Genomic DNA, 17,882 nt, shown 5'->3' with positions numbered 1-17,882 from the left:
CGACGAGATTACATTTCCCCGCGCGCACGCCTGATCGCATACCATTTCTGGACGTTGGCATTATGCTGTTCGAGGGTGTCTGCAAAGACATGCCCACCAGTGCCGTCAGCCACGAAATAGAGCGCGTTCGACTGCGCGGGATCCAGTACCGCATCAATCGAGCCGCGGCCCGGATTAGCGATCGGCCCCGCCGGCAAACCGGTCATCGCATAGGTATTGTAGCCGTTATCAGCCTGTAGTTCCGACCGCAGAATGCGGCGCCCCAGCGGACGGCCCTTGGTCACCGGATAGATCACGGTCGGATCGGCCTGAAGCGGCATGCCGCGCTTCAGCCGGTTCGAATAGACGGCGGCGACCAGGCGGCGTTCGCTCGCCTTGCCGGTTTCTTTCTCGACGATCGACGCCAGGATCAGCGCGTCGCGCGGCGTCGTCACGGCAATGCCGGGCTTGCGCTTCGCCCAGGCGCTGGTGAGATATTGCGTCATGGCGTGCTGCATCCGCTTCACCATCGACGCGCGCGTGTCGCCGCGCTGGAAACTGTAGCTGTCGGGCATGATCGAGCCCTCGGCCGGTACAGCGACCGGCCCTTCCAGCTCGTCTTTCTTCATCAGCGCGTCCTTGACCACCACTGAGGGCCAGCCCGGCGCGATCATGACGAAGCGCTGCAGCGTCTTGCCGCCCTGCAGCAGTTTCAGGATGTCGGCCCGGCTGAGATGCGCGGGCAAATTATATTCGCCTGCCTTGATCCCCTGACCGCCGCCGAAGATACGCGCGAGCAGCTTGAAATTGCTCGCCGAACCGATCGCGCCGGCCTTTTCGAGCTGATCGGCCGCCTGCGCCATGCTGGTGCCGGGCGCGATGCTGATTGTCGTATTGCGCTTCAGCGGTCCGCTGCCGCCCCAGTAATAGACCACGCTCATCGCCGCCACGACGGCGATGAGCGCCAGGATCAGCGCGGAACAGCCAAATTTGCGCACACCAAATCAGATCGCGCGCATGACAAGGCTGGCATTGGTGCCGCCAAAGCCGAACGAATTGTTCAGCACTGCCTTCACCTTGCGTTCCTTCGCCTTGTGCGGGACGAGATCGACCCCGACGCAATTCTCGCTCGGATTGTCGAGATTGAGCGTCGGCGGCACGATCTGGTCGCGCAGTGCGAGGATGCAGAAGATGCTCTCGACCGCGCCGGCGCCGCCGAGCAGATGCCCGATCGCCGATTTGGTCGAGCTCATCGACAGCGTGTCGATATTGCTGCCGAACAAGCGGCGCACCGCGTTCAGCTCGAGCTCGTCGCCGAGCGGGGTCGAGGTGCCGTGCGCATTGATATAATCAATGTCCGACAGCGACAGGCCCGACTTCTTCATCGCCATTTCCATCGACCGGAACGCGCCCGAGCCCTCGGGATGCGGTGCGGTGACATGATAGGCATCGCCCGACAGGCCATAGCCGATCACCTCGGCATAGATTTTCGCGCCGCGCGCCTTGGCGTGCTCATATTCCTCGAGCACGACGATACCTGCGCCCTCGCCCATCACGAAACCGTCGCGATCGACGTCATAGGGGCGGCTGGCGCGTTCCGGCGTCGCGTTGAAATTGGTCGAGAGCGCGCGCGCCTGGGCAAAGCCGGCAATGCCGAGCGGGCAGATCGCGCCTTCCGCGCCGCCCGCGAGCATCACATCGGCATCGTCCATCGCAATCATCCGCGCGGCGTCGCCGATCGAATGCGCACCGGTCGAGCATGCGGTGACGACGGCGTGATTCGGGCCCATCAGGCCGTATTTGATCTGCACCTGGCCTGTGATCAGGTTGATCAGGCGGCCATGGACGAAGTGCGGCGAGACACGCCTCGGGCCCTTTTCGTGGAGCACGATCGATTCGCTGGCAATGCCCGGCAGTCCGCCGATGCCGGCGCCGATCGAACAGCCCGCGCGATATTTCTGCTCTTCGGTCATGTCGAGCAGGCCGGCATCTTCCAGCGCCTGGCCGGCCGCGTCTATGCCATAGATGATGAACGGATCGACCTGGCGCTGCACCTTGTGATCGACGCGCTTGCCGGGATCGAAGCCATATTCATGCTCGGGCGGCTTCACCTCGCAAGCGATGCTGCAGGCATAGTCGCTCGCATCGAAACGCGTGATGGTGCCCGCGCCCGATTTGGCCGCGAGAATGTTCGCCCAGGCCGTTTCGACATCTGCGCCGAGCGGGGTGACGAGTCCAAGTCCGGTTACGACAACGCGGCGCATGGCGAATCTCCGTAATTCATCTGCAAAAACGAACGGCCCCCCGCCCCGGTGCAATATGCTGGGACGGGGAGCCGGTCATGTGGTCAGCCAAACGATGGGCGCGGGCGACGCATCTGCATCCGCCCAAGCCCGCCGATCAGTCCTTATGCTCGTCGATGAAGGTGATCGCGTCCTTGACGGTCGTGATCTTCTCGGCGGCGTCATCAGGGATTTCGACGCCGAACTCTTCCTCGAATGCCATCACCAGCTCGACGATGTCGAGGCTGTCCGCGCCAAGATCGTCGATGAAGCTCGCGTCCTCGGTCACCTTCTCGGCCTCGACGCCGAGATGCTCGACGACAATCTTCTTAACGCGGTCTGCGGTCTCGCTCATGGTATCGTCCCTCTATTGCTGGGGGTTTTGGTAATTCCCGAACGCACGTAGAACGCGTCCGGTGCCCGCGCAAGGGGGCGTCCTTCAGATCATGGCCATCCCGCCGTTCACATGCAACGTCTGTCCCGTGACATATCCTGCCTCCTTGCTGGCAAGATAGACCACTGCCGCGCCGATATCCGCGCCCTCGCCCATCTTGCCGGCCGGGATCCGCGCGTTGAGCGCCTCCTTCTGCGCATCGGGCAATTCGTCGGTCATCGGCGAGGTGATGAACCCCGGCGCGACGCAATTCACAGTAATGCCGCGCGACGCGAGTTCCTGCGCCAGCGCCTTGGACATGGCGGTCAGGCCGCCCTTGGACGCGGCGTAATTGGCCTGGCCGGGATTGCCAGTCGTACCCACAACGGATGTAATCGAAATGATCCGGCCGAAGCGCGCCTTCATCATCGGGCGTGCCGCGGCGCGAGCGAGGCGGAATGCAGCCTCGAGATTGACGCGGATCACCTGATCCCATTCCTCATCCTTCATGCGCATGACGAGGTTGTCGCGCGTCACGCCGGCATTGTTGACCAGAATATCGAGCTTGCCGAGCGCCTCGACCGCCGACGGCACCAGCGCATCGACCGCTGCACCGTCCGACAAATTGCACGGCAGCGCGACATGATCGCCGCCGAGGCTTGCCCTGAACGCTTCCAGCTTGTCGGTGTTCGATCCGGAAACTGCAAGGCGCGCACCCTGCGCCGCCAGTGCCTGCGCCACGGCCGAACCGATTCCTCCCGAAGCGCCAGTCACCAGCGCGGTCATGCCTGTCAGGTCGAACATTTCTTGATCTCCACTTAGAGCCCTCTCCCCTCCGGGAGAGGGTTGGGAGAGGGGCTGTACGGAGAGGTGCCGCTCTTGACTGCCCCTCTCCCCGACCCTCTCCCCGCAGGAGAGAGGGAGAACTACATTAAAGCGCTTTCGCCAGCGCCTCGATATCTTCCATCGTCACCACGCTTGTCACCTCGACATCGGCGACGCTGCGCTTGACCATCGGGCCCAGCACCTTGCCGCCGAATTCGACGAACTGCTCGACCCCGGTCGCCGCCATCGCGATCACCGATTCGCGCCAGCGCACCATGCCGGTGACCTGCTCGACCAGCAGGCGGCGGATCGTGTCGGCATCGCCGACCGGCGTCGCGGTGACGTTGGCGAAGACCGGCACCAGCGGCGAATCGAGTCGCGCCTCGGCCAGTGCCTTTTCCATCGCGTCGGCAGCAGGCTGCATCAGCGGGCAATGAAACGGGGCTGAGACCGGCAACAGAACCGCGCGCTTGGCGCCCATGTCCTTGGCCAGCGCGATCGCCCGCTCGATCGCCGCGCGCGCGCCGGAGATCACCACCTGGCCTGGGTCATTGTCATTGGCGACGGTGCACACCTCGCCCTCGGCCGCGGCGTCCGCGATCGCACGCGCCTTGTCGACATCCGCGCCGAGCAACGCGGCCATCGCGCCCTCGCCGACCGGCACCGCGGCCTGCATCGCCTGGCCGCGATGCTTGAGCAGCAGCGCCGTGGTCGCCAGGTCGAATGCCCCCGCCGCGCACAAGGCGGTATATTCGCCGAGCGAATGGCCCGCGACATAATCGGCCTTGTCGGCCAGGCGGATGCCGCCCTCTTGCTCCAGCACCCGCAGCGTCGCGATCGCGTTGGCCATGATCGCCGGCTGCGCATTCTCGGTCAGCACGAGCTGGTCCTCAGGGCCCTCGGTCATCAGCCGGAAGAGATGCTGGCCAAGCGCCTCGTCGACTTCCTGGAAGACCGCGCGGGCGACCGGGCTCGCATCGGCGAGCGCCTTGCCCATGCCGACGGCCTGGCTGCCCTGTCCGGGAAAAATAAATGCACGCATAGTCTGGCTCCTGATCAGGCGCGCCGGACTAGGAAGATGGACGGGTGAAGGCAAGTCGCGACATTTTGCGACCAATTAGCCGGTGCGGCGGCACATCGTTGCGACACCCGGCCCCCAGATAAGTGAGGACGCCGCAATGAGGCGCCGATATTTCCTGAGGAGGAAGTCCATGAAGAAGCTCATTCTCGCAGCGCTCGCCGCATCGGTCGCGCTCAGCCCGATCGCCGCAGCGCCGGCCCTGGCCGCCCCGCAGCAGCATAACGACCGCGGCTATCACGGTCAGCAGCGCAAGGTGGTGGTGAAGAAGGTGGTCAAGCGGACGCCCGCCCGGACCTATCGCAGCAATTGGCGCAAGGGCGAGCGGTTCGATTATCATCAGGCGCGCAATTATCGCCAGATCGATTATCGCCAGTACCGCAAGCTGAAGGCCCCGCCGCGCGGCTATCATTATGTCCAGTCGGGCAATGACGCGGTGCTGGTCGGCGTCACCTCGGGCATCATCGCCGCGGTGATCGCGGGTGCTCTGAACTAAGCGCATAACGGGCACATTGGCCTTAACCACGGACGGGCGGCGGAGACGATAGTTTCCGCCGCCCTTTCCTTGCCGCTCCACGTTTCCAATGGGGTTGGCGAAGCGAAGGCCGCTCTGCCATAAGCCGCCGGCAACAGAGTCGGAGCCTTTTCAGAATGCGCATTCGTCCGTGGATATTGGCATCGGCCGTCGCCGCCGCCGCGTCGGTTCCGTATATCGTCATCGGCCAGGTCCGCGCCGGCTATTTGCCGTCGGGTACGCTCGACATCATCCAGGTGCTGCCGCCGGCACCGGTCAAGGGCGACCTGCGCTACGAACATGATCGCCAGGTCTTCAAGGCGACCCGGGCAATGCTGACGACGCCGCGCGGCGATCTTGCCACGCGCGATGTCGCGACCGGCATCCCCTATATGGCAAGCGCCTATAGCTGCGCGATCGGCGTGAATATCACCCCGGAGAACGCCCCGCTGACGATCAAGCTGATCGCCAAGTCCGGAATCGATGCCAACACCCAGTCCGGCGCCGCCAAGAATGCCTTCAAGCGGCTGCGCCCCTTCCAGATCGACGAGGGCAAGATCTGCCAGCCGGCCGATGAGCTGAAGAACAGCTTCGACTATCCCTCGGGCCATACCACCTGGGGCTGGACCTGGGCGCTGATTCTGGCCGAACTGGCACCCGACCGCGCCACGCCGATCCTCGCGCGCGGTCGCGCCTATGGTGAAAGCCGCATCGTCTGTGGCGCGCACAATGCCAGCGCGGTCGAGGGGGGGCGGACCACCGCCTCGGCAACGCTCGCCGCGGATCATGGCCAGGCAAGCTTCCAGGCCGATGTGGCCGCCGCCAAGGCCGAACTGGCCGCACTGCGGGCAAATCCGGCAACCGCGAAGCCCACAGGGTGCGACGCGGAGGCCAGGCTGGTCGCTCAACCAATCCTCTAAGCTTGCCTTCCGCCTGAAAATCGCTAAGGACGCCGCATCCGGGGTGGAGAGCATGGCTCTTCGCCCCTGATTGCTTTGCAAGAAGCAGGACTGTGAGACGATAGCCGGAGGGGCGGTGCGCATGGTGCGTCCGTCAGCGATCGGCCAAGACGAAAGGACAAGACATGGCTCTTTACGAGCATGTGTTCCTTGCGCGCCAGGATCTGGCACAGGCGCAGGTGGACGCACTGGCGGAAAACGCCACCAAGATCATCACCGACAATAAGGGCAAGGTCGTGAAGACCGAATCCTGGGGCCTGCGCAGCCTGGCGTACAAGATCGCCAAGAACCGCAAGGCGCATTATGTGATGCTCGAAATCGACGCCCCCGGCGATGTCGTCGCCGAGCTGGAGCGCCAGACCCAGATCAACGAAGACGTGATCCGCTACATGACCGTCAAGGTCGATGCCCTTGAAGAGGGCCCGAGCGTGATGATGCGCAAGAGCGATCGTGACCGTGAGCGCCGCAGTGACCGCGAAGGCGGTCGTGGCGATCGTCCTGACCGGGGCGACCGCCCTCGTCGCGACTTCGACGGCGAATAAGGAGCATATAGACAATGGCACGCCCATTTTTCCGCCGTCGCAAGAGCTGCCCCTTCTCCGCGAAGGATGCGCCCCGGATCGACTATAAGGACGTCCGTCTGCTGCAGGGCTTCGTGTCCGAGCGCGGCAAGATCGTCCCGAGCCGCATCACATCGGTGAGCGGCAAGAAGCAGCGCGAACTCGCCCAGGCGATCAAGCGCGCGCGTCACCTGGGCTTGCTGCCCTACATCGTTAAGTAAGGAGCGGACCCATGGATGTTATCCTGCTGGAACGCGTCGAGAAGCTCGGCCAGATCGGCGACGTGGTCAAGGTGAAGGACGGCTTTGCCCGCAACTTCCTTCTGCCCAACAAGAAGGCGCTGCGCGCCAACGACGCCAACAAGAAGGTCTTCGAAGCCAATCGCGAGAAGATCGTCGCCGACAACAATGCACGCCGCGGCGAAGCCGAGGTTGAGGCCAAGTCGATCGACGGCATCACGCTGACCCTGATCCGTCAGGCGTCGAACACCGGCCAGCTTTACGGCTCGGTCGCGGTTCGCGATCTGCTTGAGCTGCTCGAGACCGAGGGCCACAAGGTACCGAAGTCGGCGATCGTGCTCAACAAGCCGATCAAGGCAATCGGTGTGCACGACGTGAAGGTCTCGCTCCACGCCGAAGTTGCGGTGATGATCAAGGTCAATGTCGCCCGCTCGCCTGAAGAGGCCGAGATGCAGGCACAGGGCGTCGACGTCATGTCCGCAATGTTCGAGAAGGACGAAGCGGGCTTTGTCGAAGCCTATGATCCCAACGCCGAGCCGGGCGCCACTGCCGAGGTATCGGCTGAGGCTCCTGCCGCCGACGAAGAGACCACCGAGGCCTGAGCCTTTCGGTGTGACAGATGAAGAAAGGGCCGTCCGGAGCGATCCGGGCGGCCCTTTTCTTTTGCCGTGAAGCAGATCGCGGCAACGTCACATCACGGTCATCCGATCAGGCCGAAGGTCCGCGCCAGGAAAATCAGGACGATGGCACCCAGGATCGAATAGACGAAGCCGGCCGGATGGAAGGGCTGGTCTTTCGTTGCCGGGTGGAGCAGCCGGCCGACAAAGCCCGCGAGGAACGACCCTGCGATGCCGAGAACGGCACTCATGATCAGACTCATATGGACTTGGCCGGGATAGAAGAACCGCGCCAGAATGCCGACGATCAGGCCGACGATCACCATGCTCACATATTGCATAAGCACCTCTCAATGGGTCGCGGCCAAGATCCGACGACCAGGGTCCGCGCCACCCGCATCAGCAGACGATCGGAACGGTGAGTCAAGTGTTGGTTAATCGCGCTCAGTCAGAGCGAGTGCCCGAGGCGGTGCTGTCAAATGATTGAGCCGTCAAATGATCGGATCAGGGCGCCACGACGCAGGCGCCGACCACGGCGGCCAAGGGAAGCAGAGCGAGAAACAGCGGGACGATGGTTTTCATGATGCTACTGTTCTGTTTTGAGGACTTACGCTGAAAATGCGCGTCGGACGCAAAGGTTGCCCTCAGCTGAACAAGAATCTTTTCGCGATATCCCGGAACCTTTTCGCGTCGAACAATGATCGCGCACATGCCGCAAGCCTTCCGGAGTCGAGTTCGGTGACGCCGTTCTCGTCCAGGAATTACCGGAATGGTTTCGGGTCATCCCGATCTAGCCTCAGGAAGATAAAATAGTCAAGGCTATCCTTTTCGTTCGCGGTGATCGACCGGGGATGTTCGCCCTTACCAGCCGAGATAGGTGCGCAGCGGGTTCGCCGGGTTGGACAGGAGCTTGATGGTCAGGGCGAACGACATGAGCACCAGCAACGGACGAACGCCCCGACCGCCGAAACGCATCGCGAGATGCGCGCCGACCTGATTGCCGCCGATACTGGCGGCCGCCATCGAAAACCCCAGCAACCAGATCACCTTGCCGCCGGCGATCATTACCGTCAGCCCCGCAAGATTGGTGCAGAAGTTGAGGAACTTGGCGTGAGCGATGGCGCGGACCAGGCCAAGCCCGCCCAGTGCGACCAGCACGGTAGTAAAGAACGATCCTGTACCGGGCCCGAAAAAACCGTCATACAGCCCGATCACGCCAACGGTCATCGTCAGCCCGGCGATGCCAAGGCGGCTGTGGCGGTCCATGTCGCTCATCTTCGGCGCGACGAGAAAATAGATCCCCATCGCGATCAGCAGCACCGGCACGAACCCTGCCAGAAAGGACGGATTGACCTGCTGCACCGCGAACGAGCCGAGCCCGGCCCCAACCAACGCCGCCAGCGCCGGCCAGGCAAAGCGGCGAAAATCGATATGCCCCTTGCGCGCAAAGGCGATGAACGCCCCGCCCGTCCCGAAAGTGCTCTGCAGTTTGTTGGTCGCCAGTGCGGAGACCGGTGGAATCCCCGCCGCCATCAGCGCCGGGATGGTCAGCAATCCCCCGCCCCCAGCCAGCGCATCGATCAACCCGGCCAGAAAAGCGACCGCACAGAGCAGTCCGATGATCTCGATTGTGAGGTGCATGCGGCGCTTTAACAGGGAAGCTTGGCGCCGCAACCATAGTGGTGGGCATCCGGGCCGCGATGCGTGTCGTTTCCCGATTCAACGCCGGGATGGACCATGGCAGTACGACTCCGGACGAGGCGCCACCAGGTTCCCTTCCCGCTCTTTGACATGACTGGAAAATATTACGCCATGCTGCGCTGGCTGTTCCGGCCGGAACAGCCAGCATCTTCGCTGTTACCTGGCTGTTACCTGGCTGTTATGCTGGCTGTTCCATGGCTGTTATTGGATAACAGCCAGCGCTTTTAAAACCATTGAGATATATCGGTATTTTTGCCCGAACGAGCCAGTTTAACAGCCAGCAAATTCCATTTTCCAAATTAACAGCCAGGAACAGCCAGCAAACCGCGCCGATAGTGGCTGCGAACGGTCGTCCGATCTCGCCTTCCGCGGGAGTCAGCCTGCGACATCAATATGGCGGTATCAGCATTATTCTATTTCGACCCACCTCACAAAACTCGGCAAAGCGCCGTTGTCGGTGAGAATGGAGAGAATAATGGTTTCAGCCTCCGCATCACTAAATCTGCCTCTCATCCACCCGCCGAACCGACGTTTCCAGAAGCCCTTTTTGATCGTCGAAACCTTGGTATCGGTTCCCGTGGGAAGGACGAGACGATTTCTTATTCTGCCGTCGGTGGCCATCGATATGGTCCAACCCGATGTATCGGACACCGCATCTATAGCACTGCCATCAGTGCGTCGGATTATAATGTCAGTGAATATCGAAGGCTTTTCGCTGAGCGCTTTGGAGCCGGTAAAAATTGCCGCTCGCAGCGTATATTCGTTCGCCGGAAGCTTACCGCTCCACCGCGAGGTTTCGATCGTAGGGGCTGCGATTGCTCCGTCCAGGTCCCGAGGCAGGTCCGATACTGTCAAAATGAGCTACTCCCGTCCTGATCTCGGTTCGCAGGTTAGCCTTGTCGTTGCGGCTTGGGAAAGTCTGCAACGGACTAGCCGAACTGTTCGGTTCAACGGTATTGATTGATCAAAGGCACCGTCATTTACTTCCGTCCGAACAGCTTTTCGATATCGCCATGCGCCAGCTTCACCCAGGTCGGCCGTCCATGGTTGCACTGGCCCGAATGCGGCGTGACCTCCATTTCGCGGAGCAGCGCATTCATCTCGGTCACTGACAGGATACGGCCGGCGCGGACCGAGCCGTGGCAGGCCATGGTCGCGGCAACATGGTCGAGCCGTTCCTTCAGGCTCAGTGCTTCGTCGAACGCGGCGAGTTCGTCGGCCAGGTCAGTGACCAGGCCAATCACATCGCCCTGCCCCAGCATCGCCGGAACCGCGCGAACCAGCATCGCACGCGGGCCGAAGCGTTCAAGGTCGAGGCCAAACTCGCTCAGCTCTTCCACGCGCGCCTCGAGCCGATCGCAGGCGGGTTCGTCGAGTTCGATCACTTCGGGAAGCAGCAGCGCCTGGCTCGCGACACCGCCGGTCGCCATGGCCTTGCGCATGCGCTCCAGCACCAGGCGCTCATGCGCGGCGTGCTGGTCGACCAGCACCAGACCATCCTCGGCCTCGGCGACGATATAGGTCTTCGCCACCTGGCCGCGTGCGACGCCAAGCGGATAGCTCGTCGTCTCCGGCGGCGGCGCATAGGCTGGCTCGGCACGTGCCATGGGTGGCGGGATGAAGCTTGGACGGCGATCCTGGACGGCATAGCGTGTCTGTGTCTGTGTCTGGGCCGCCGGCGGCGCATCCCATTGCCCGACGTCCTGCCGGTCCCATAATTGCGGCGCGGGCGGTGGCACGGGTTCGCTCTGCCATGCCGCCATCGCGTCGCTGCTCGGGCGCTGCGCGCTGCGGTGGCCCGCCTCGTCGAGTGCGCGGCGCAGGCCGCTGACGATCAGGCCGCGCACCATGGCGGGCTCGCGGAAACGGACTTCGGTCTTGGCCGGGTGGACATTCACATCGACCGCGTCGCTCGGCACGTCGAGGAACAGGGCGACCACCGCGTGACGATCGCGCGCCAGCAGCTCGGCATAAGCGCCGCGCACCGCGCCGACCAGCAGCCGGTCCTTCACCGGGCGGCCATTGACGAACAGATACTGATGATCGGCGATGCCGCGATTGAACGTCGGCAGGCCGGCGATCCCGCCAAGCTTCAGGCCTTCGCGCTCCAACTCGATGACAATGCCGTTTTCGACCAGCCCGCGATCGGTCAGTGCGGCGACACGGTCGGGCAGGCTCTCCCCACCCGTCACCGACAGGACGCGCCGGCCGTCATGTTCGACCGAGAAGCCGATATCGGGATTCGCCATCGCGAGCCGCTTCACCACGTCGAGACAGGCAGCGTATTCCGATCGGGCCGAGCGCAGGAACTTGCGCCGCGCCGGCACGCGCTCGAACAGACCCTCGACGCGCACTCTTGTCCCTGGCGGGATTCCCACCGGTCCTTCGAACTCGAGCACGCCATTGTCGACCACGCGCGACCAGCCTTCCGCGCCGCGCACCCGGCTTTCGAGCGTCATGCGCGCGACGCTGGCGATCGAGGGCAACGCTTCACCGCGAAAACCGAGCGTCGTGACCGCTTCGATCGCCTCGTCAGGAAGCTTCGAGGTCGCGTGACGCTCCAGTGCCAGCGCCATATCGGGCGGTGTCATGCCACAACCGTCGTCGATCACCTCGATTCCGTCCACGCCGCCGGCGCGCAGGCGTATATCGATGCGAGTCGCCCCGGCATCGACCGCATTTTCGACCAGTTCCTTCAACGCACTGGCGGGCCGTTCGACCACTTCACCGGCAGCGATACGATTGACGAGATGTTCAGGGAGGCGCCGTATTGACATGGGTGATGCTGTAGCCCAAGCGACGGCATCCCGCGACCCGCATCTACAGGCATCCAGAGCGTGGAATTTCCGCCCTGGATCTTTCGGATATAATCGTTTCGCGGAGGATCGGTGCGAACTGCTGGTTCCCGTAAACGCGGGGGCGGCCTGAAACGGAATCATCAATGAGCTTCTTGTCGAAACTTTTCAGGTTTTCATCGCACGATATGGCGATCGATCTCGGGACCGCGAATACCGTTGTGTATCTGCGCGGCCGGGGCATCGTGCTCAACGAACCTTCAGTGGTCGCGGTCGAGACGCTGAACGGCGTCAAGCGAGTCAAGGCGGTCGGCGACGACGCCAAGCTGATGATGGGCAAGACCCCCGACAGCATCCAGGCGATCCGCCCCTTACGTGACGGCGTGATCGCCGACATCGACGTCGCCGAGCAGATGATCAAGCATTTCATTCACAAGGTTCATGGCGGGCAACGGCGCTTCTTCCGCTGGCCGCAGATCGTGATCTGCGTGCCGTCGGGCTCGACCTCAGTCGAGCGCCGCGCGATCCGTGACGCCGCATCGAATGCCGGCGCATCGCAGGTCTGGCTGATCGAGGAACCGATGGCGGCCGCGATCGGCGCAGATATGCCCGTCACCGAGCCGATCGGGTCGATGGTCGTCGATATCGGCGGCGGCACGACCGAAGTCGCAGTGCTCTCGCTGCGCGGCCTTGCCTATACCACTTCGGTGCGCGTCGGCGGCGACAAGATGGATGAAGCGATCGTTTCCTACGTCCGCCGCAACCATAACCTGCTGATCGGCGATTCGACCGCCGAGCGTATCAAACAGGAAGTCGGCGTCGCCAAGCCGCCACCCGACGGCATTGGCCTGACCATTCACGTCAAGGGTCGCGACCTGGTCAATGGTGTGCCGAAGGAAATCCAGATCAACCAGGGCCAGATCGCAGAAGCCCTGTCCGAACCGGTCGGCCAGATCGTCGAGGGCGTGCGCATCGCGCTGGAAAATACCGCGCCGGAACTGGCCGCGGACATTGTCGACCAGGGCATTGTGCTCACCGGCGGCGGCGCGCTGCTCAAGGGTATCGACGAAGTGCTGCGCGACGAAACCGGCCTGCCGGTGACGATCGCCGACGATCCGCTGATCTGCGTCGCGCTCGGCACCGGCCGCGCGCTCGAGGACCCGGTGTTCCGCGGTGTGCTGCACAGCGCCTGATCGGGTGCGCCCCGACGGCGTAATGCTTTTTTGTCCCCGTGCCTCAGAACCGGCACGGGGCTTTTAAGGGGGTAAGATGGCGCCGTCCCGCAACCGGCGCCCGGGTTTTTCGCGGCGGGCGCAATATGGCTTGTTCCTGGGTTATGTGATCGCGGTCGCCGGTGCGATTGTCGCGGTGATCCTGCTCGTCCTCGCCAGATTGAACCCGCCCGCCTTCGCCCCGATGCGCGCGACCATCGCTGAGGTAACCACACCAGTGTCTTCGGGCCTGGCCGGGCTTGGGCGCGGTATCGCATCAATTCCGGCTGGAATCGGCAATCACTTCACGGTCATGCAGAAGAATGCCACGCTGCGTAAGGAACTCGAGGCCAACCGCGCCCTGCTGCTGCGTGCCCGTACCCTGTCTTATGACAATCACCGGCTGAAGACGTTGCTGCACTTGCGCGAGCGCGTTGCCGATCCGGTGGTTGCGGCGCGGCTGGTCAGCTCTTCGGCGGCGAGCACCCGCCGCTATGCCGTCCTCAACGCCGGCTCATGGCAGGGCGTGCGTATCGGGCAACCAGTCCGCGGCCCGGAAGGGCTGATCGGCCGGATCCTGGAAACCGGCCCCAACACGGCGCGCGTGCTGCTGATCACCGATCCCGAGAGCATCGTGCCGGTGCGACGCACGCGTGACGGGCTGCCGGCCCTGGCCGCCGGACGCGGCGACGGCATGATCGATGTCCGATCGGTCATGGTGTCCAATGCCGCGTTCGAGGCCGGTGACGTGTTCGTCACGTCCGGCACCGGTGGCATTTATTCACCCAATATCCCGGTCGCGCGTATCGTGCGCCGGTCGCGCGATACCGCACTCGCGCGCAGCTTCGCACAGCCCGACACGCTCGATTTCGCGCTGGTGCAGCAGGGTTTTATGCCGATCCAGCCGCCCGCACCGCCCGCCACCGCCAATGCCCCCACCAATGCCGGCGCGCCCGCCACCCCATGAGAGCACCGGTCCGCAACCCGTTCGACCCGGTACCGGCGCCCGTGCTGCAGCGGATCATCCCCGCCGCATCGGTGATGATCGCTTCGCTGATCACCATCTGGCCTTATGTCGCGAGCTTCCCGTTGCTGCCGCCGCTCGGCCTGCTCGTGCTGCTTGGCTGGCGGCTGATGCGACCCGACGCTTTCGCGATCTGGGCAGCGCTGCCGCTGGGATTTTTCGACGACCTCGTCTCGGGTCAGCCTTTGGGCAGTGCAATGCTGCTATGGATGATCTGTTTTTTCGTCATCGACACGATCGACCAGCGCCTCGTGTTCCGCGATTTCTGGCAGAACTGGCTGATCGCGGCCGGGGCGACCGCCTTCTGCCTGATCGTCGGGCGGCTGATCGCGGCACCGATCGGCGCCCATGTCGACACCGTGCTCTTGATGCAGACGATCATCTCGATCATGTTGTTCCCGCTGGTCGCACGGTTCTGCGCGTGGCTGGATGGCAAACGCGAAGGCGCATGAAAAGGCGCATATCCTGACCATGCGGAACGTTACCGAAGCGTCCCAAACCTACAGTTTCAGCCGCCGGGCGATGATGCTCGGCGTTGGGCAAGGTCTTGTCGCGGTGACTTTGGCCGGGCGGATGACCTGGCTCGCCGTCGCCGAAAACGAGCGCTATCGCATGCTGTCCGAGAGCAACCGGGTCAACATGACGCTGGTGCCGCCACGCCGCGGCTGGATCGTCGATCGTCACGGTGCGCCGCTGGCCAATAATCGCACCGATTTCCGCGTCGACATCATCCCCGACCGGCTCGAGAACAAGGACCGGGTGCTGGCGCTGCTGCGCGATATCCTGGCGCTTCCGCCCGAGGAAATGGATCGCATCGCCACTGACCTGAAACATGCGGCAGGGTTCCAGCCGGTGCAGGTCGCGGAGAATCTCAACTGGGAGCAATTCGCCGCCGTCAGCGTGCGCCTGCCCGAACTGATGGGCGTTGCTCCGACGCGCGGTTTCGCACGCAGCTATCCGGCAGGCCCGGCGGTCGCGCACCTGACCGGCTATGTCGGCGCGGCGTCGGCGGAACAATATCAGAAGACCAAGGACCCGTTGATGGTCACACCCGGCTTCAAATTGGGTAAGGATGGCCTTGAAAAGACGCTGGAAAAATCGCTGCGTGGCGAACCCGGCGCGAAGCGGGTCGAGGTTACGGCGCGCGGCAAGGTGGTCCGCGAGCTCGAGACGCGCGGCGACACGCCGGGCCAGACCGCGCGGCTGACGATCGACGCCGGGCTGCAGGAATATGCCGCACGGCGGCTCGGCACCAACAGCGGCTCGGCAGTGGTGATCGATTGCGACAGCGGCGACATCCTCGCGATGGTGTCGATGCCCGCATACGACCCGAACAGTTTTTCCGACGGCATCAGCCATCTCGAATGGAAAATGCTGTCCGACGACGATCACGTGCCGCTGATGAACAAGACGCTGCAAGGACTGTATCCGCCGGGATCGACGGTCAAGCCGATGAACGCCCTCGCCCTGCTGATGGCCGGGGTCGATCCGCATGCGCGGGTCAGCTGCTCGGGCGCGATGCGGGTCGGCAATGGCGTATTCCATTGCCACAGGCGCCGTGGGCATGGGCCGCTCGACATGAAGAATGCGGTCATGCAGAGCTGCGACATCTATTTCTACGAAATGATCCGCCGGGTCGGCTATGATGCGATCGCCCCGATTGCGCGGATGGTCGGCCTTGGCGAAAAATATCATCTCCCGTTCGATACGCAGCGGTACGGCACCGTCCCGGACAGCGCGTGGAAGCTGAAGAAATACAAGGATGCCTGGACCGTCGCGGATTCGCTCAACGCGTCGATCGGCCAGGGCTATGTGCTTGCCAATCCGCTGCAACTGGCGGTGATGGCGGCGCGGATCGGCTCCGGCCGGCATCTCCAACCACGCCTGCTGATGAATGGGCGGGCGCCGCTCGCCGCTCCGCTCGAGGCCAGTGCCGAGCATCTCGCGATCGTGCGCGACGCGATGTTCGGCGTGGTCAATCAGGGCGGCACTGCCGGCTCAGCCCGCCTCCAGGTCCCCGGCATCACGCTGGCGGCGAAGACCGGCACGGCGCAGGTCCGCCGCATTACCATGGCCGAACGCGGCAGCGGGGTGCTCAACAACCGGCAGCTGCCGTTCAAGCTGCGCGATCACGCCCTGTTCGTGTGCTTCGCGCCGGCCGACAAACCCAAATATGCCGCTGGCATCGTGCTGGAACATAACGGCCATTTGATCCGCAATCTCGACACGCCGCTGATCGCGCGCGACATCATGACCTATATGTTCGATCGCGATCGCGCGCTGGCGTCGCTGGCCGAGGGTGAGCCCACCTGGGGCGGCGATATCGCGACACGCGGCGCGGCACAGGCCGCCGCGTATCGCGCCGCCGCCAATGCGCCGGCGCCCGGTGCCGGCGCCGCAACCGAGACCAACGCGACGCAACCGACCGCCGCACCGGCGGTGGAGGCCGCGACCGCTGCGCAGAACGCAACCGCCGAGGCGTTGGGCGCGGCGACCGCGTCGGGCAACGGCATCGCTCAGGTCGGATCGACGGAGTCGCAGGAATGAACCCGGGCCTCAACTTCGTCCCTGCCCCGCTCGCGCAGCTGCCGTGGCGGATCATCCTCCTGGTGATCCTGATCGGCTGTTTCGGGCTGGTCGTGCTCTATTCCGCTGCCGGCGGCTCGCTCCGGCCCTGGGCGCTCAATCAGGGAATCCGGTTCTTCGTCCTGCTGGCCGGTGCGATCGCACTGTCACGGGTCCGGGAATCGGTGTGGAGCAATATCGCGCTGCCAGTCTATGTCGGACTGGTCGTTGCGCTGGTGCTGGTCGAATTGCTCGGCGCGGTACGTGGCGGCAGCCAGCGCTGGCTCGATCTCGGTATCATCCGGCTGCAGCCCTCCGAGTTCATGAAGCCGTTCATCGTACTCGCCTGCGCCAAATTCTACGACATGCTGCCGCCCAACGAGACGCGGCGCTTCGGCGCGATCTGGCCCGCGGCGCTGCTGATCGGTGTACCGGGGGCGCTGGTCATGCTGCAGCCCGATCTCGGCACCGCGCTGATGATCTGCATGGGCGGCGTGGTGGTGATGTTCCTGGCCGGCGTACCGCTCAGGCTGTTCATCGGCGGTGCGCTGGCGCTGGGTGCGGCGATCCCGCTCGCAGTCAATTTCGTTCTGCACGGCTATCAGCGCAACCGCATCCTGGTGTTCCTCAATCCCGAAAGCGACCCGCTCGGTACCGGCTATCATATCAGCCAGTCGAAGATCGCGATCGGATCGGGCGGTATTTTCGGCAAGGGATTCCTCAATGGGACTCAGAGCCATCTCGACTATCTCCCTGAAGGACATACCGATTTTGCGCTAGCGACGATGATGGAGGAATGGGGCCTGATCGGCGGCATCTTGCTGATCATCGCCTTTTTCGCCGTGATCTTCTGGGGCGTAAATGTCGCGCTGCAGGCGCAGACGCGTTTCGGCCGGCTGACCGCGGCGGGCCTCGCCACGACGATATTCCTCTATGTCGCAATCAACATGTCGATGGTGATGGGTATCGCACCAGTGGTCGGCATCCCCCTGCCCTTTATCAGCTTCGGCAGCTCGGCTCAGCTGACCGTGCTGACCTGTCTTGGCATATTGATGTCGATCGACCGGCAAAATCGGCAAACTTCACGCTGGTAGGCAAAAAAGGCGAATTTCGGGTTTGCATTTCGCGGCGGCAATGGTAACGCGCGCCCTCCCGACGCG

20 protein-coding genes are annotated in these 17,882 nt (G+C 63.6%); 10 read left to right on the top strand and 10 right to left on the bottom strand.

Translation table 11 applies throughout. The features are described from left to right. Positions 1 to 8: 8 nt before the first annotated feature. The 5 genes from mltG to fabD form a co-directional block, all read right to left on the bottom strand. Positions 9 to 977, bottom strand: a complete 969-nt coding sequence (mltG, locus tag ACRECS_RS02950; protein WP_431581463.1) for an endolytic transglycosylase MltG — start codon at positions 975 to 977, stop codon at positions 9 to 11. Between the two features lie 6 nt (positions 978 to 983). Continuing rightward, a complete protein-coding gene (gene fabF, locus ACRECS_RS02945) occupies positions 984 to 2,243 on the bottom strand; it encodes a beta-ketoacyl-ACP synthase II (protein ID WP_431581462.1) in 1,260 nt (419 codons plus the stop codon). 136 nt (positions 2,244 to 2,379) lie between these two features. Continuing rightward, a complete protein-coding gene (locus tag ACRECS_RS02940; RefSeq protein WP_187763464.1) occupies positions 2,380 to 2,616 on the bottom strand; it encodes an acyl carrier protein in 237 nt (78 codons plus the stop codon). An 84-nt stretch (positions 2,617 to 2,700) separates the two neighbouring features. Beyond that, entirely contained in the window at positions 2,701 to 3,438 is a 738-nt protein-coding gene (gene fabG, locus ACRECS_RS02935) for a 3-oxoacyl-[acyl-carrier-protein] reductase (RefSeq protein ID WP_431581461.1), read from the bottom strand. Between the two features lie 127 nt (positions 3,439 to 3,565). Next, positions 3,566 to 4,501, bottom strand: coding sequence for an ACP S-malonyltransferase (gene fabD / locus ACRECS_RS02930; protein WP_431581460.1), 936 nt, complete (start codon positions 4,499 to 4,501; stop codon positions 3,566 to 3,568). Positions 4,502 to 4,670: 169 nt separating this feature from the next. Here fabD and ACRECS_RS02925 point away from each other — a divergent pair, with 169 nt between their 5' ends. From ACRECS_RS02925 to rplI, 5 genes are all read left to right on the top strand, one after another. Continuing rightward, the gene (locus tag ACRECS_RS02925; RefSeq protein ID WP_431581459.1) at positions 4,671 to 5,033 is read left to right on the top strand and encodes an RcnB family protein; all 363 of its coding nucleotides are present in this window, start codon (positions 4,671 to 4,673) and stop codon (positions 5,031 to 5,033) included. 155 nt (positions 5,034 to 5,188) lie between these two features. Continuing rightward, positions 5,189 to 5,971, top strand: coding sequence for an acid phosphatase (locus tag ACRECS_RS02920; protein ID WP_431581458.1), 783 nt, complete (start codon positions 5,189 to 5,191; stop codon positions 5,969 to 5,971). 164 nt (positions 5,972 to 6,135) lie between these two features. Beyond that, positions 6,136 to 6,552 (top strand): 30S ribosomal protein S6, encoded by a 417-nt coding sequence (rpsF, locus tag ACRECS_RS02915; protein ID WP_431581457.1) that lies wholly within the window; start codon positions 6,136 to 6,138, stop codon positions 6,550 to 6,552. 14 nt (positions 6,553 to 6,566) lie between these two features. Continuing rightward, the gene (rpsR, locus tag ACRECS_RS02910) at positions 6,567 to 6,791 is read left to right on the top strand and encodes a 30S ribosomal protein S18 (protein WP_034158365.1); all 225 of its coding nucleotides are present in this window, start codon (positions 6,567 to 6,569) and stop codon (positions 6,789 to 6,791) included. A gap of 11 nt (positions 6,792 to 6,802) precedes the next feature. After that, entirely contained in the window at positions 6,803 to 7,411 is a 609-nt protein-coding gene (rplI, locus tag ACRECS_RS02905) for a 50S ribosomal protein L9 (RefSeq protein ID WP_431581456.1), read from the top strand. Between the two features lie 98 nt (positions 7,412 to 7,509). Here rplI and ACRECS_RS02900 read toward each other — a convergent pair whose 3' ends face one another. From ACRECS_RS02900 to mutL, 5 genes are all read right to left on the bottom strand, one after another. Next, entirely contained in the window at positions 7,510 to 7,767 is a 258-nt protein-coding gene (locus ACRECS_RS02900; protein WP_431581455.1) for a GlsB/YeaQ/YmgE family stress response membrane protein, read from the bottom strand. A 163-nt stretch (positions 7,768 to 7,930) separates the two neighbouring features. After that, a complete protein-coding gene (locus tag ACRECS_RS02895; RefSeq protein ID WP_431581454.1) occupies positions 7,931 to 8,137 on the bottom strand; it encodes a hypothetical protein in 207 nt (68 codons plus the stop codon). 150 nt (positions 8,138 to 8,287) lie between these two features. Then, a complete protein-coding gene (locus ACRECS_RS02890) occupies positions 8,288 to 9,067 on the bottom strand; it encodes a TSUP family transporter (protein ID WP_431581453.1) in 780 nt (259 codons plus the stop codon). Positions 9,068 to 9,535: 468 nt separating this feature from the next. Beyond that, positions 9,536 to 9,748 carry a hypothetical protein gene (locus ACRECS_RS02885; protein ID WP_431581452.1) on the bottom strand — a complete coding sequence of 71 codons (213 nt, stop codon included), beginning with the start codon at positions 9,746 to 9,748 and terminating at the stop codon, positions 9,536 to 9,538. Between the two features lie 359 nt (positions 9,749 to 10,107). Then, positions 10,108 to 11,904 (bottom strand): DNA mismatch repair endonuclease MutL, encoded by a 1,797-nt coding sequence (gene mutL / locus ACRECS_RS02880; protein ID WP_431581451.1) that lies wholly within the window; start codon positions 11,902 to 11,904, stop codon positions 10,108 to 10,110. 164 nt (positions 11,905 to 12,068) lie between these two features. Here mutL and ACRECS_RS02875 point away from each other — a divergent pair, with 164 nt between their 5' ends. The 5 genes from ACRECS_RS02875 to rodA all read left to right on the top strand — a co-directional run bounded on the left by ACRECS_RS02875 (position 12,069) and on the right by rodA (position 17,816). Next, positions 12,069 to 13,115, top strand: coding sequence for a rod shape-determining protein (locus ACRECS_RS02875; RefSeq protein WP_431581450.1), 1,047 nt, complete (start codon positions 12,069 to 12,071; stop codon positions 13,113 to 13,115). 76 nt (positions 13,116 to 13,191) lie between these two features. Beyond that, a complete protein-coding gene (gene mreC / locus ACRECS_RS02870) occupies positions 13,192 to 14,100 on the top strand; it encodes a rod shape-determining protein MreC (RefSeq protein WP_431581449.1) in 909 nt (302 codons plus the stop codon). Continuing rightward, entirely contained in the window at positions 14,097 to 14,609 is a 513-nt protein-coding gene (mreD, locus tag ACRECS_RS02865; protein WP_431581448.1) for a rod shape-determining protein MreD, read from the top strand. The genes mreC and mreD overlap by 4 nt, the downstream gene beginning before the upstream one ends. After that, complete coding sequence (gene mrdA, locus ACRECS_RS02860) at positions 14,587 to 16,704, top strand: penicillin-binding protein 2 (protein WP_431581447.1); 2,118 nt, start codon at positions 14,587 to 14,589, stop codon at positions 16,702 to 16,704. The genes mreD and mrdA overlap by 23 nt, the downstream gene beginning before the upstream one ends. Then, positions 16,701 to 17,816 carry a rod shape-determining protein RodA gene (gene rodA, locus ACRECS_RS02855; RefSeq protein ID WP_431581446.1) on the top strand — a complete coding sequence of 372 codons (1,116 nt, stop codon included), beginning with the start codon at positions 16,701 to 16,703 and terminating at the stop codon, positions 17,814 to 17,816. Before mrdA ends, rodA begins: the two co-directional genes overlap by 4 nt. The last annotated feature ends 66 nt before the right edge of the window (positions 17,817 to 17,882 follow it).

It is taken from the genome of Sphingomonas sp. (genome assembly GCF_050725575.1).
Lineage (GTDB): Bacteria > Pseudomonadota > Alphaproteobacteria > Sphingomonadales > Sphingomonadaceae > Sphingomonas.
This window is presented reverse-complemented; position numbering and strand designations above follow the sequence as displayed.